A 13,806-nucleotide genomic window follows, 5' to 3' on the forward strand; every position below is an offset into this window, starting at 1 on the left:
CTTCCCCCGAGGGGCGCGTGTGGTTCTGCCTGTATCGGGCGCCCTGAATCACTCAATAAACCGTCAGCCCACGGCTGCGGAACTGCCCGCGCACCCGCTCCGTCAGCTCCGGCTCCGGCGGTTCTACGTTTTCCAGCAAATATTCCAGGCCGAGCTTGTGCCACTTGTCGCGGCCCATCTGGTGAAAGCGCAGGATTTCGACGCGCTCGAGCGACTTGATCCCGGCGGCGATGTCGGCCACCTTTTCCACGTTGTCCCAGCTGTCGGTCAGGCCCGGCGCGAGCACGAAGCGCACCCAGGTCGGGCGCCCCAGGTCGGACAGCCGTTTGGCATAGTCGAGCGTCGGCTGCAGCGGATGGCGGGTCACCTTCTCGTAGATCGCCGGGTCGCCGGACTTGATGTCCAGCAGGTTCAGGTCGATCTGCATCAGGTCGTCGTCGGAGAGGCGGGCCCCCAGGCGGCCCGCCGTGTCGACGCAGGTATGCAGGCCCAGCTGCTTGCAGCGCCGGAAGATCTGCATCATGAAGGCCTTCTGCACCATCGGCTCGCCGCCCGACAGCGTGATGCCGCCGTGGCTGACCTTGAGCACTTGCGCGTACTTCCCGATCTCGTGCGTGGCGCGCTCGACCGTGACCTGGCGGCCGTTGAGCTTGTGCCAGGTATCCGGGTTGTGGCAGTACTGGCAGCGCAGCAGGCATCCGGACAGGAAGGCGACGAAGCGCAGGCCCGGTCCGTCCACCGTGCTCCCCACTTCCCAGGAGTGGACGTAACCGATCATGTCGTCGCCCTCCTGCACGTCCTCGAGGTCGCCCGGCTGGATATCGTAGAAGTGATGTTCCTTGACTTCGTCCGCGCCTTCGCGGGTCAGGTGCAGCTCGTAACGGCTCCCTGACAGCGACTGGTGGTGGTGGCTCATGCTTGCCTCCTACATGGTGCCGTGGAAAGTGCGGTTGATCACGTCGAGCTGCTGTTCCTTTGTGAGCTTGATGAAGTTGACCGCATAGCCGGACACACGGACGGTGAGCTGCGGATATTTTTCCGGATGCGCCATCGCGTCCTGCAGCGTTTCGCGATTGAGCACGTTGACGTTGATGTGAAAGCCGCCGCTGCCGAAATAGGCGTCCAGCGCATCGGTCCCGCGACCGACCTGCTCGCCCTCAGTCCCGAGCGCCGACGGCACCACCGACAGCGTCAGCGAAATGCCGTCCTCGGCATCGTCGTAGGGAATCTTCGCCACCGACATCAGGGTGGCCATCACGCCGTGGGTATCGCGCCCGTTGGACGGATTGGCGCCCGGCGCGAACGGATCGCCCTTTTTGCGCCCGTCCGGCGTGGTACCGGTGCCCTTGCCGTACACGACGTTCGAGGTGATGGTCAGCACCGACTGGGTATGCACGGCATTGCGGTAGGTCGGGTGGCTGCGGATCTTGTTCATCATCGTCGTCACCAGCATGGTCGCGATCTCGTCTGCGCGACCGTCGTTGTTGCCATAGCAGGGGAACTCGCCCTCGACCTCGAAATCGACCATCAGCCCGCGCTCGTCGCGGACCGGGCGTACCTTGGCATACTTGATGGCCGACAGGCTGTCGGCCGCGTGCGACAGGCCGGCAATCCCACAGGCCAGCGTGCGCAGCACGTCGCGGTCGTGCAGGGCCATTTCGATCGCTTCGTAGCAGTATTTGTCATGCATGTAGTGGATGACGTTGAGCGCGTTGACATAGGTCTCGGCCAGCCAGTCCAGCATCGGGTCCAGCCGGTCCATGACCTCGTCGTAATCGAGCACGTCGCCCGTGATCGGGGCCAGCGCCGGCCCGATCTGCTCGCCGGTCAGCTCGTCGCGTCCGCCGTTGAGCGCGTACAGCATGGTCTTGGGCAGGTTGACGCGGGCGCCGAAGAACTGCATCTGTTTGCCGATGCGCATGGCCGACACGCAGCAGGCAATGGCGCAGTCGTCGCCCCATTTCGGGCGCATCAGGTCGTCCGACTCGTACTGGATCGCGCTGGTGTCGATCGAGGTCTTGACGGCAAACTGCTTGAAGCCCTTGGGCAGGCGCAGCGACCAGAACACGGTCAGGTTCGGCTCCGGCGCCGGGCCCAGGTTGTACAGCGTCTGCAGCATGCGAAACGCCGTTTTTGTTACCAGCGTGCGGCCGTCCTCGCCCATGCCGCCCAGGGTCTCGGTCACCCATACCGGGTCGCCCGAGAACAGCGCGTTGTATTCCGGCGCGCGCAGGAAACGCACGATGCGCCATTTGATGACCAGGTCGTCGATGATCTCCTGGGCCTGCTGCTCGGTGAGCGTGCCGTCGCGCAGGTCGCGCTCGAAATAGATGTCGAAGAAGCTCGACAGCCGGCCGGCCGACATTGCCGCGCCGTTCTGCTGCTTGATCGCGCCCAGGTAGCCGAAATAGGTCCACTGCACGGCTTCGCGTGCATTCTGGGCCGGCGCGGAAATGTCGTGGCCGTAGCGCAGCGCCATCTCCTTGAGTTCCTCGAGCGAGCGGATCTGTTCCGACAGTTCCTCGCGCAGGCGGATCACCTCCTCGGTTGAGTGGCGGTCGTCGAGTTCGGCCTTTTCGCGCTCCTTGTCCTTGATCAGGAAGTCGACGCCGTACAGCGCCACCCGGCGGTAGTCGCCGATGATGCGGCCGCGCCCGTAGGCATCCGGCAAGCCGGTGACGATGTGCGAGGAGCGGGCGCGCCGGATCGCCGGCGTGTAGGCGTCGAACACGCCGTCGTTGTGGGTCTTGCGGTATTTGGTGAAGATCTCGGACAGCAGCGGGTCGGGCGTGTAGCCATAGGCTTTCAGGCCGGCCTCGACCACGCGCCAGCCGCCGAAGGGCATGATGGCACACTTGGGCGGCGCCTCGGTCTGCAAACCGACGATGATCTCGTTGTCCTTGTCGATGTAGCCCGGCGCGTGCGCCAGGATGCTCGAGGGCACCTGCGAGACGTCGAGAACGCCTTTTTCACGTTCCTCGGCAAGCAGCGGCTCGAGCTTCTTCCACATGGCCGTGGTGCGTTCGGTGGGGCCGGCCAGGAAGCTGCCGTCCCCCTCAAAGGGTGTGTAGTTGTGCTGGATGAAATCGCGCAGGTTGATGCGGTCTTGCCAGACGCCTGGCAGGAACATGCGCCAGGCCCCCGAGGTTTTCTGGTGCTGCAGCTTGAAATCGACCTTGACGTCCATGGTGTTCTCCCTTGTCTCCTGATCGTGGAAAGTCGCCCGGCAGCTGCCCACGGCGCAAGCGCTTTCTCGGCATGCGTTCGTGCAGCTCAGCGATCAGGGGATGCGGAGGGGCATAGCGACGTGGGCCGTCAAGTTCATTGCCGCGACGATGCATGCGCACCGGGGAGCGCCGGACAGTTGACGACGCGCCGAAACCCGTGCTGCTTCGAGCGTCGCGGAACAAGGCAAGGTGGCAAGCGGCCAAACCCGAACCTAGCGTAGGCCGGGGATTTTGCTGGGTCTATTGGACTTTGGTCGTAGGTTCCGGGGGCGGGGCGCCGTCGCGGTTGAGGCCGGGAAGTGCCTGTAGCTGGCCTGATCAGGTGTCAAGCAGTGGCGCGGCCCAGCGCGTTCCCAAATGCGGGCAGCCCGAAACGACAGGCTTACTTCCGTACGCTGCACGGTTTTTCGATCACTGAATAGAAGTAGTTCAGGACCGCATCGCGCGTTGCGTCGTCGCTCCTCTTGAAGGCGCCAACCGTGTCGTCCCAGCGATGTACAGCCTGATACTGATAGCAGCGTTTCCCCATGTTGCGTTTCCCGTCGTCAGGATCTCCCGCATACAGCCCCAGGACAAATGGCGCGCCTCTTTGCTTAGGGAAGAGCAGACGGATATCGGTCAGGTCGACGCGATCGGTTGGCCAGGTCCGATGTTCATATCCGTTCGCGTCCAGTTCCCATCCCTTTTTTCCGTTGAATACCGGCTTCCAGCCATTTGCCTGTCCGAGCGCCAGCAGTTGGTCCAGGCCATATGAATTCATCTGCGAATTAAGTGGATATGGTACGGCCAATGCGTAGTCGCACCAGCCATCGCCATTGAAATCAGCTCGGATCTCGGTTGGAATGTCGCGCGCAAAATCGACGCCGAGCCTGGGCTGCTTTGCTTTCGGCATTCTGCAATGTGGCACATCGGGTCGCAGGTGAGTAACGGAAGGCGGGGCGGCATGCACGGATGCCGAAGCCAACAGCGACAACCCAACGGCGAGAAATAAGGCCTGCCGGAGGCGGGCGGCGCGAAAAGGCTGGCTTACTTCCGTACGCTGCATGGTTTTTCGATCACTGAATAGAAGTATTCCAGGACCGCATCGCGCGTCGCATCATCGCTCTTCTTGAAGGTGCCAGCCGCTTCGTCCCAGCGGTACACGGAGCTGTACTGCTGGCAACCATCGCTCAGCGTACGTTTTCCGTCGTCGTACCCAGCGAACAAACCGAGGACAAACGGCGCGCCCGGCTGCTTCGGAAATACCAGCCGTATATCGGTCAGGTCGACTTGGAATGCGGGCCAGACCTGATTTTCGTATCCGACTTTCTCCAATTCCCATCCCTTCTTCCCGTTGAACACCGGCTTCCAGGTGCTGGCCTGTCCCAGCACCATAAGTTGGTTCAAGTAATACCCTTTCATTTTTGAATTGAGGGGATAAGGGACGCCTAACGCGTAATCGCACCAACCATCACCATTGAAATCAGCCTTGATCTCGGTCGGCATATCGTTCGCAAAATCGACGCCGAGTTTGGGCATTTTTGCTTTTGGCATCTTGCATTGCGGCGCATCCGGCCGCAGGCCGATGGCAGACGGGGGCACGGCCAGCACGGATACAGACACCGAGAACGTGAGTCCAAAGACGAGAACTACTGCTGGAAAAAGCTTCATATTTACCTCAGATTCAGTGTTTCCATTTGCAGGCCATTCGTATCGCGCAACTCGTCAGAACAGCGCAGCGAACGCCAGTCACCGCGGCCGGCCGTGCGAACGAATTCGTCCACGTAGTCATCCACATATTGAGGCACGTTGATGGTCACAGACGTGCCACCGCTACCCCTATTGTGAATAATGGCTGTGCGCCTCGCTAGCTCATCCTCGATCACGCGCTGGCGCGCTCTGTATGCCGCGGTTCCGGCCGTCTCGTTGTTGACAAAACGAGCATTGATGGCGGGCGCGTTCAGGATAGAGTTCAGATTGCTCTGCAGGAAGCGCTTCGACACAAAATTATAGGGATCCTGGCTCTGGTACAACCACATCAACCAATCGCCGAAGGTCATGGCGCCAGTGCCATCGGGGATACGCCTTGCTGCTTCTGATCCGAACGCATTTTTTGCCTCTTCCTCAGTTCGCGCCCGACCGCGTGGTACGAACGCAAGCATGTCGATGAACTCCGTCAGTCCAAACCCGGTATTGCGGGTAAACCTGCTGCGTTCCGCGGCAGTCAGGCTGTTCCACGCGGCAGTTGCCTGCGCCGTGGTCAAGCCTGTCCCGAAAGTGCTGCGAAAATTGCTGAACGCGTTAGCGGCAGCAGTGGCGCGGTTCCTGGCCAGCACCACCATTTGCGCCATTGTTCCCATATTGCCATCCGGCAGCCGCACCGCGGTGTTCAGGCGTAGCGCCGCCAACTCGTCGGGACGAAGCGTGGGTATGAGCCTGTTCAGATGACTCAAGAAGGTCTCGCTTACGAACTGGGTGCGTCCGTAACTGGCGTAATACGAATGCCCGTTCAGCGTAATGTCGGTTGCACTGCGGCAGCCATTGTTCGTGCTGCAGTCCCGGTAGATGGCCGAAGGCGCTGGCGACTCCTGCATCTCGGCCGCGGCTTCATACTTCACGACGCGCCGGCGTTCCGCATCGCTGGCGTAGGTAACGGGCACCGTGGTCGGCCGGTTGCAATTAAGGACACGCTGCACGTTGGCCTGGTTGCCCGTCATGCCGGCAATAGCAGGCTCCACCTGGCGCGTGACGTTGATGTCCGCTTCGCCGGGTGCGAAGCGGATCGCTGGCAGCAGGGGATTGCGCGCCGGGCAGCGGTTGCTGAAGAGGCGGGTACGGTCGGCGGCAATGTAGGTGGCGATCAAGGTAGCCGCATCGTCGTCGCTCATCTCGACCGTGAACTCGGCCAGGCTGATGAGATTGCTGCCGTAATGGTTCAGGAAGGCGCTTTCCTGGCCGGCGCCGGTCCATGTCTGCGCCGGGTTCGCTGCATTGAAATTGCCACCAGTATCGACCAGCAAGGCGGTGCGGTTGGTGGCATAGGTGTTGCGGGTTTGCCCCAGCGGATTGAGGCCAGGACCGGCGGCGATGTTGTCGACAATGAAGGCCCAGCGCGCCTTGGTAAATCCCTGGTTGGTACCGAGCGCCTGGCCGTTGGCACCCGTCGTGATGGCGAAATAACGGATGCGCGCGGCGCCGTCGGGGTCGAAGTATTCGTCCGGCTGGCCGCCCGCGTAGGCATACAGGTCCAGTAGCAGGGGCGCCGCCAGGCCGCTCAGCGCGTCGCCGACGCCGACCGGATCGGGGCTGAGGAAGCGGCCGCGTGCCGGGTCGAAATAGCGCGCGCCGTGGTAGACCAGGCCGCTGTCGTCGTCGTGGTACTGGCCGACATGGCGCAAGGGCTGGTGCCGCCCCATGCTGGCCTGCAGAGACACCTTCACCATGCCGCCGGCAGCCTGGGGTTGCTGCCAGACCGTCTTGCCGTGCTCCGACATGCTCAGCACCTTGCCGACCCGGTCCGTGTGCAGGGCGCGCGCCGGCGCGCCGAACAGCCAGGTCCTGAAGCGCTGCCACAAGGACGCCTCGCCCAGGTCGAACTGGGCCAGTGGCCGCCAGCCGAGATAGGCATACGCGTAACGCATGGCCCCGCTGGCGTCGGCTTCGGCGACGAGGCGGTTGGCGTCGTAGAACGAGAGCAGCGCGCTGGTTGTATTCTGCGCATCCGTGACCAGCTTCACCACGCGCTGGCCCTGCGCGTCGTATACGTAGCGGCTGCTGCCGGTGGCCCTGGCGCTTCGTGCGAGCTGGCCGGCCGCGTTCCAGGACAGGCGCTGCGGTCCCTGGTCGGTATCGATGCCGGCCGGCAGGCCGGCCGCGTCGGTATCGCCGCCTGGCGAGCCCGGCAAGGCATGGCCTGCGCCTGCGGCCGCGACCGTATGCAAGGGGCCGGTTTCCTGCAGCGGGCTTGCCTCCTGCCGCGGCGCCGGATCGAAGCGATCGCTGCTGCCGTCGCCGTGCACGACCCGCGTTGCAAAATCCTGCTGCCATTCCACATTGCCGATCACCGTGTTGCCGCCGCCCAGGCTGGCGGGTAGGGCGCCGGCGGTGGCCAGGCCAATGGGCATGCCCTTCTTGTCGAGCTGCTGGCGCAGTTCGAGCCGCTTGCCGTGGTGATCCGTATAAACTTGCGCGATCACGCGGCCCCGGGCGTCATGGCGCCACGCTTGCGTCATGACGATCGCCGCGGGCATGGCAAGCGCCAGCTTCCCGGCCGGCTCGACGCGCAGGGTCCGGCTGACCATCAGGCCACGGCCGTCGTAGGCCGTCGCGGTGACGCGCCTGCCATCGGCGTCGTCGATCCGTTGCTCGACCAGATGCATGCCCTGGTAGCGATAGGCCAGCGATTGTTTGGGCGCCGCCGTGCCTGGCGGGAAGTGCTGCAGCGCCTGCAGGCGCCCGGCGCTGTCCCAACTGGCCTTTTGCAGGGCGCCGCGCGGGTCGCGCAGCTCGGTGATGCGGCCGGCCGCGTCGTAGCGTGCGAGTTGCCAGCCCTGGCCCGGGTTGCGAATGGCGGTGACCCGTCCGAAATCGTCTATCAGGCGTATCGCCTCGACCCCGTTGGCGCTGAGGGACTGGATCATCGCTTCGGCGGCGGTCCCCATCGGTCCCCAGGCGGCATGCAAGACCTTTGCGCCATGCGCGTCGGACCAGGCGACGGGACGGTTCAGGTCGTCGAACCCGATGCGCCCCTCGGCGGCGGCCTGTAGCGCAGGGCCTGGATAGTCCGTTTGCTCCGGCTTTACCGTGTTGCCGTCGGGCCGGATCAGCGCAGCCAGGCGTCCATCGACGTCGAAGCGGTAGCCGGTCACCTGGGCCGTCGCCGTCGCGCCGGTGCCATGGGCGACGCGGATCTCTTCCGGCTGGCCGCGCCAGTCGTACCTGAGCGCCGTGGTGCGCACCAGCGTCCCGTCGCTGGTACGCACGACTGTCGGACGCAGCGCCGCGTCGCGTTCCAGGACCTCCGTCGTCACGCCGCCCGGCAGCGTGGTGCGTACCGCCAGCTTGGTTTTCGGATCGTATTGCGTGAGCGTGATGTCGCTGTTGACAGGGCCGGCGCCGTGCGCGGCGTTCGGCAGGGGGCCGTCTGCCAGCGTTTGCTGGCCATATTCGTTGTAGCGGTACGAGAACGTGCGCGCAATCGCCACGAAGCCGCCCGGCTCGGGCGAAGGCGCAAAGCCGCGTTCCGTGACGTCGACCGGCAAACCGGCAGCAGGACCCGTTTCGCCATAGCGCACCAGGGTCAGGTGCTCCTTGCCGGGGACTACGCTGGGGCGGCCGATCAGGGACGGCTGCGTGCTCGTGCCGGCGTATTCGAAGCGGCGCTGCCAGTGCGAGGACACCCGTTTGCCGTTCAGGTAGTTGCTGCGGGTCAGGCGCAACGTGCGTCCGAGATGGTCGAGCACGGCCTCGGTGGACGCGACAGGCTGCCCGTTCGCATCGAGTCTGGTGGTGCCTGTCAGGCGACCATCGCGGTCGTAGTCATGGCGGACGTTCGTTTCGCCGCATCCGGCACAGCCGGCACCGCGCACCTCCAGCAGGCGGTAGCCGGCCAGGGTGACGGTGTGGCGAAACACGGTCTGCTGGCTGCGGCTGTTGGTGACGACCGTTGCCCCCGGGCGGCTGTGATCCAGGGTGACCTGGTCCAGGCCGGTGGCCGGCATCCCCCTGACGGAAAGCGTGCCCTTGCCGTTCGCATCGTACCCATATGTGGCAATGCGCTGCCAGCGCACCGGCGCGACGGCGCCGCCAGCGAGCTCGCTGATGCCGGTGAGCAGTGTGGGAAAGCGTGCGTCTTCATAGTGGTAAGTCCTTGCGCCGGTCGGCATGCTGACCTTGCGCAGGTTGGCGAGCAGCAGGGCGTTGTCGGCGTCCGCGCCTTTCGGCATGGGGCTGCCGTAGCGGTAGGCGAAGCGGCCGACCGGGCTGTCGATGGCCTGTACCCCATGGAAGCGGCCGCTGGCGTCGCGCTTGTCGGGGTAGTGCAGGCGCAGGCGCCGTCCCTGCGGATCCGTCACGGTGCGCAGCTAGCCCTGCGCATCGTATTGCAAGGTCACGAACTGCCCGCCCGGCGCGAGGATCTGCACCAGCTTGCCTTTCACATCGAAGCTGAGCTCGCGGCCATTGGTCCAGCGCCAGACGTATTCCTTGCCGCGGCCGGTCTGCACTTCGGTGAGGCGGCCATCCGCTGGATTATGGCTGGCACATACACCTGGGTTGTTCGGATCGCGCTCGAAGATCACCCGGCCGCCATCGGCCTGGATGACCTGGAACGACCTGCCCGTCACATGCAGTTCGGTCTCATACGACAGCTTCCATCCACGGCCGGCAAGATTGGTGGAATGGTTTGGCCGGCTGAAGGCGCTGTTGTAATGGCGAACGATTTCCAGCCCCAAGGTCCCTGGCAAGGCTGCCATATCGACTTCGCGCTGGTATTTGTTTCCGTTGATGATATTGATCGGATTACCGGCCCCGATGTTCAGGCCGCCGGAACTGTCGTTCGATGCGGGCCCCTCGCTACCGCAGGTCGGCCCGCCGGGGCTTGGACCACACGTGCCCGGTGGCCCCGGCGGCGCGACTGGCGGGATGCCAGGCGCGCAACTGGTGTTGGGCGGACAAGCCGGCGGCAGCTCAAAACCGGGACCCTGGGCCTGTAGCTCCGTGCTCAGCAGCAGGAGTTCCAGGAAAAAGCAGCGTGTTCTGGAGAAGATCTGTTTCATGGGCAGACTTGGCTTTCGACAGGGAGAGCGCACTGGCTTGTGGCCAGGCTACTATACCGGGGAAAGTTGTCTGAAAATTCACACTTTGTCACAGAAGACGTGACATTTTTTGCAAGCGCAGGTGCGGCGGCGGAGAGCGGCCTGAAGCAGGCATCAGGCTTTTGCTTCTTCCACCACCCCCGCCTCCACGAACCCATCGATCTCACCATCGCTGTACCCATACTCGCGCAGCAGTTCGCGCGAATGCTCCCCCAGCATCGGTGCCGGCCGGTCAATGCGCGTCGCCGTCTTCGAAAAGTGAATCGGACAGCCGAGCGCGCGGGTAGGGCCCGCCTGCGGATGCACCAGATCGACGACCATTCCCCGCGCCAGCGTTTGCGGGTGGGTGAGGGCCTCGCCGATCGTGTGCACCGGGCCCACCGGCACGCCCGCCTCATCGAGGATGGCGATCCACTCGGCCTTGGTGCGGGTGGCAACGATTTCGCTCATCATCGCCACCAGCGCCTCGCGGTGTTCCATGCGCTGAGAATTGGTCGCGAAGCGCGGGTCCTCGCGCCAGCCCGGCTGCCCCAAGGCCACCGCGATGCGCTCCCAGTTGGCCTGGTTGGCGCCGCCGATGTTGATCCAGCCGTCGCTGGCCTTGAAGGCCTGGTAGGGAGCGGTGAGCAGGTGGGCCGAGCCGGTCGGGCCGGACGATTCGCCCGTCGCGAAATAGATGGCGGCCTGCCAGTAGGTCTGCTGCAGGGCGGCTTCGATCAGGGAGGTGTCGACGATCTGCCCTTCGCCGGTTTTGAGCTTGTGGACGTAGGCGGTGGTGATGCCGGCCATGGCGAGGATGCCGGCGTTGGTGTCGGCGATCGAGTTGCCGGTCTTGACCGGCGGGCCGCCCGGTTCGCCCGTGATCGACATCAGGCCGGAGAAGCCTTGTGCGATCAGGTCGAAGCCCGGCTTGTCGCCGTCCGGGCCATCGCGCCCGTAACCGGATACGGCGCAGTAGATCAGGCCCGGGTTTACTTTGCTTAAAACGTCGTAGCCGAGCCCGAGTTTTTCGAGGGTGCCGCGGCGGTAGTTTTCGGTGAGGACGTCGGCGTCCTTCACCATGCGCAGCAGGATGTCGCGGCCCTGGGCGAGCTTCAGGTTCAGGGCGATGCCGCGCTTGTTGCGGTTCAGGATCATGAAGGGCGCCGAGACACCATTCACGCGCGGTTCGCGGTAGGCGCGCGCATCGTCGCCGCCGGGCAGCTTCTCGACCTTGATGACGTCGGCGCCCATGTCGGCCAGCATCATGCCGCAGGTGGGGCCGGCCATGATCTGCGCCAGTTCGAGGACGCGCAGGCCGGCCAGCGGGCCGGTGTGTTTTGGTTTGTCCATCAGGTTCCCGTCCACTGTGGGCGCTGCTTGTCGAGGAAGGCGTTCACGCCTCGTTTAAAGTCGCCGCTGCCGTAGGCGGCGCGGATCAGGTCTTCGGCGTCGGGCAGGCCGGCATTGGTCAGGCGCCGTATCGCTTCTTTCGACACCCGCATCGTCACCGGCGCATGGCCGGCGAGGCGCTTGCACATGGCGGCCACTTCCGCGTCCAGCGCCTCGGGTTCGGCCACCCTGGTGACGAAGCCGCAGGCCAGGCCCTCGGCCGCGCTGATGGTCTCGGCCAGCAGCAGCAGGCGTTTTGCCGTCGGCACGCCAACCGCGGCGACAACGCGCGCCGTGTTCGTCATCGACAGGCAGTTGCCGAGCGTGCGGGCGATCGGCACGCCGAAGGAAGCATTTGGTGTCGCAATCCTGAAATCGCAGGCCGCGCTCAGCGCAAGCCCCCCGCCGATGGCCCAGCCTTCGATGATGGCGATGGTCGGCATCGGCAGGGCCTCGACTTGGCCCACGCGCGCGTCGATGGCCTGTTCGTAGGCGATGCCGTCGTCGCCACCTTTGAAAGTACTGAACTGTTCGATGTCGGTGCCGGCGACAAAGGCTTCGCCTCCGGCGCCGCGGATCGTCGTCACCCGAATCGACGGGTCGGCCGCGATGCGGGTGCAGATCGCGCCCAGCTCTTCGTACATCGCCCAGGTCATCGCGTTGCGCGCCTGGGGGCGGTCGATCAGGATGGCGGCGACGCCATCGTGAATCGTCAGGTGGATCTTGCCATTCTGTTCGCTCATGATCTCTCCTCAGGTAGGGTGGGCACTCCGTGCCCACGCGTGAAGCCTGCACAGTGTTAGCCGCGATCGCCGCCAACGTTGATCGTCATTCCGCGTGGGCACGGAGTCGGATCGCCGCCCGGCCCACCCTTCTATGAAGACTGTCAAGGAGCGTGTGCGATCTTGCCTCTCCTGGTAGCTATCTGGTTGATGCTGCTGTCGTAAAGCTCTTGGTCATCTGTCCGTGAGACATTGGCGTCTCACCACCTTCTATCCGTTGGGCTGTTTGTCCAACTGAATCCTGCATGCGCGTTGCGCTCAGGTGACCTCGTTAAGGCAAGCCCCATCTACTAGCGTCGGCTGTTGGTTGACAGCCAGGGTGGGCCACGGGCTTGCAAGCTTCACACTGCAAAACTTCCTGCTCGTCATACTGCCGCTTCGATTATCTTGCCAGTCCTTGGTTTGAGCTCAGCGCCGTCGGGCATCACGCCGTCCTTCAGGTAACGCCAGAGGGCAATGGCCAATCGTCGGGCCACAGCCACGATGCAGACCCGCCGGCCACGCTTGCCCGCCGAAGGGGCGTCGGTGCCGCTGTTGGTTCGTCGCTTGAACCACTGGGCCAGCGCACTGTCGGGCTGGTGGCGCAGCCACATCCAGGCCATCTCGACGAGCAAGGCGCGCACCCGGCGATTGCCCTGCTTGCTGATGCCCTGGTCGACCCGGCGTTGCCCGCTGTCGTACGGTTGAGGTACCAGTCCCACGCAACTGCCGACCTGGCGGGCATTGTCGAACTGGCGCCAGAACAGTTCGAGGACCAGGCGCTGCGCGCCGACCGGGCCGACACCGCGCAGCTTCTGCAGCGTGGCGGCCGAGGACGCCGCAGCGGGGGGTAACAGCCGGGGCAACTGGGCTTCCAGTTCGTGAAATTGCTGGGTCACCAGCGCCAGCCGATCGCATTCCCTCATCAGGCGCTGTCGCAGGCACTGCGGCAGCGCAACGCCGTCATGGCAGATGATTTCGTTGCGTCCGAGCTGTTCGGCAAACTTCGGTCCGACTTCCATCCAGCAGCCGACGGTACGCAGCAACTTCGTGATGCGGTCCCGGTGCTGCGTGATTTCCTTTTGCAACTGGCCGCGGTCGCGTACGAGGTGACGCGTCGCTTCGTCCTCAGCCGCCGGCACCGATACTGCCCGCAGCCGGTCACGCTCGCCGCGCAGCCAGCCGCGCAGGCACGACAGCAGGCGCAACGCGTCGAGTCGGTCGGTCTTGGCGCGCCGGGCGTGGCGTTCCACGGGAATGCTCGCTGGATCGGCGACCACGACTTCGTATCCATGTTTCTGCAAGGCCCGGCAAATCCAGAACCCGTCCTGGCCTGCCTCATACAACACCACGACGCGACAGTCTGGGGGCAAGCCCCATTTCCCTCGTTCTGCTTCGATTAGCCCAATCAATTCGGCTAACCGGTTAGAGGCGCTTGCCTGCTTCGTGTTGTGCACTGAGGGCCGCTCGTGCGCATCGTCCTGCAACGCCACTTTCCAGTTCTTGCACGCAAGTTCGAGCGAGGCTGTCAGCGTCTGGTGGGTGAGCGTAATATCCTGAGTGTGAGCCGGTTGCATGTCGTTCTCCTAAATCTGCGTTTCGAACTCTCAGGTTAGGACTCGATCTGCAAATCGGCTCACTTTTTTTTCATCA

Annotated in this window: 9 protein-coding genes; all 9 read right to left on the reverse strand. The window is 64.3% G+C overall.

Going from position 1 to position 13,806, the window contains the following annotated elements:
- Positions 1–52 precede the first annotated feature (52 nt).
- The gene (pflA, locus tag NMB41_RS03865; protein ID WP_494381166.1) at positions 53–916 is read right to left on the reverse strand and encodes a pyruvate formate-lyase-activating protein; all 864 of its coding nucleotides are present in this window, start codon (positions 914–916) and stop codon (positions 53–55) included.
- A gap of 9 nt (positions 917–925) precedes the next feature.
- The gene (gene pflB / locus NMB41_RS03870) at positions 926–3,187 is read right to left on the reverse strand and encodes a formate C-acetyltransferase (RefSeq protein ID WP_494381167.1); all 2,262 of its coding nucleotides are present in this window, start codon (positions 3,185–3,187) and stop codon (positions 926–928) included.
- 422 nt (positions 3,188–3,609) lie between these two features.
- The gene (locus NMB41_RS03875; protein ID WP_494381168.1) at positions 3,610–4,272 is read right to left on the reverse strand and encodes a hypothetical protein; all 663 of its coding nucleotides are present in this window, start codon (positions 4,270–4,272) and stop codon (positions 3,610–3,612) included.
- Complete coding sequence (locus tag NMB41_RS03880; RefSeq protein WP_494381169.1) at positions 4,254–4,877, reverse strand: hypothetical protein; 624 nt, start codon at positions 4,875–4,877, stop codon at positions 4,254–4,256. Before NMB41_RS03880 ends, NMB41_RS03875 begins: the two co-directional genes overlap by 19 nt.
- A 2-nt stretch (positions 4,878–4,879) precedes the next feature.
- The gene (locus NMB41_RS03885) at positions 4,880–9,280 is read right to left on the reverse strand and encodes an RHS repeat-associated core domain-containing protein (protein ID WP_494381170.1); all 4,401 of its coding nucleotides are present in this window, start codon (positions 9,278–9,280) and stop codon (positions 4,880–4,882) included.
- Between the two features lie 9 nt (positions 9,281–9,289).
- Complete coding sequence (locus NMB41_RS03890) at positions 9,290–9,982, reverse strand: DUF6531 domain-containing protein (protein ID WP_494381171.1); 693 nt, start codon at positions 9,980–9,982, stop codon at positions 9,290–9,292.
- Positions 9,983–10,135: 153 nt separating this feature from the next.
- The gene (locus NMB41_RS03895; protein ID WP_494381172.1) at positions 10,136–11,353 is read right to left on the reverse strand and encodes a CaiB/BaiF CoA transferase family protein; all 1,218 of its coding nucleotides are present in this window, start codon (positions 11,351–11,353) and stop codon (positions 10,136–10,138) included.
- Positions 11,353–12,135 (reverse strand): enoyl-CoA hydratase/isomerase family protein, encoded by a 783-nt coding sequence (locus tag NMB41_RS03900; RefSeq protein ID WP_494381173.1) that lies wholly within the window; start codon positions 12,133–12,135, stop codon positions 11,353–11,355. Before NMB41_RS03900 ends, NMB41_RS03895 begins: the two co-directional genes overlap by 1 nt.
- Positions 12,136–12,539: 404 nt before the next feature.
- Positions 12,540–13,730 carry an IS110 family RNA-guided transposase gene (locus tag NMB41_RS03905; protein WP_494378481.1) on the reverse strand — a complete coding sequence of 397 codons (1,191 nt, stop codon included), beginning with the start codon at positions 13,728–13,730 and terminating at the stop codon, positions 12,540–12,542.
- Positions 13,731–13,806: the final 76 nt, after the last annotated feature.

The organism is Massilia sp. FBCC-B171, assembly GCF_059134155.1.

What these genes read in the sequence shown, in the direction of transcription:
- NMB41_RS03905 (WP_494378481.1), bottom strand. Translation starts at nt 13,730, where the DNA reads ATGCAACCGGCTCACACTCAGGATATTACGCTCACCCACCAGACGCTG.
- NMB41_RS03875 (WP_494381168.1), bottom strand. Translation starts at nt 4,272, where the DNA reads ATGCAGCGTACGGAAGTAAGCCAGCCTTTTCGCGCCGCCCGCCTCCGG.
- NMB41_RS03890 (WP_494381171.1), bottom strand. Translation starts at nt 9,982, where the DNA reads ATGAAACAGATCTTCTCCAGAACACGCTGCTTTTTCCTGGAACTCCTG.
- NMB41_RS03880 (WP_494381169.1), bottom strand. Translation starts at nt 4,877, where the DNA reads ATGAAGCTTTTTCCAGCAGTAGTTCTCGTCTTTGGACTCACGTTCTCG.
- pflA (WP_494381166.1), bottom strand. Translation starts at nt 916, where the DNA reads ATGAGCCACCACCACCAGTCGCTGTCAGGGAGCCGTTACGAGCTGCAC.
- NMB41_RS03900 (WP_494381173.1), bottom strand. Translation starts at nt 12,135, where the DNA reads ATGAGCGAACAGAATGGCAAGATCCACCTGACGATTCACGATGGCGTC.
- NMB41_RS03895 (WP_494381172.1), bottom strand. Translation starts at nt 11,353, where the DNA reads ATGGACAAACCAAAACACACCGGCCCGCTGGCCGGCCTGCGCGTCCTC.
- pflB (WP_494381167.1), bottom strand. Translation starts at nt 3,187, where the DNA reads ATGGACGTCAAGGTCGATTTCAAGCTGCAGCACCAGAAAACCTCGGGG.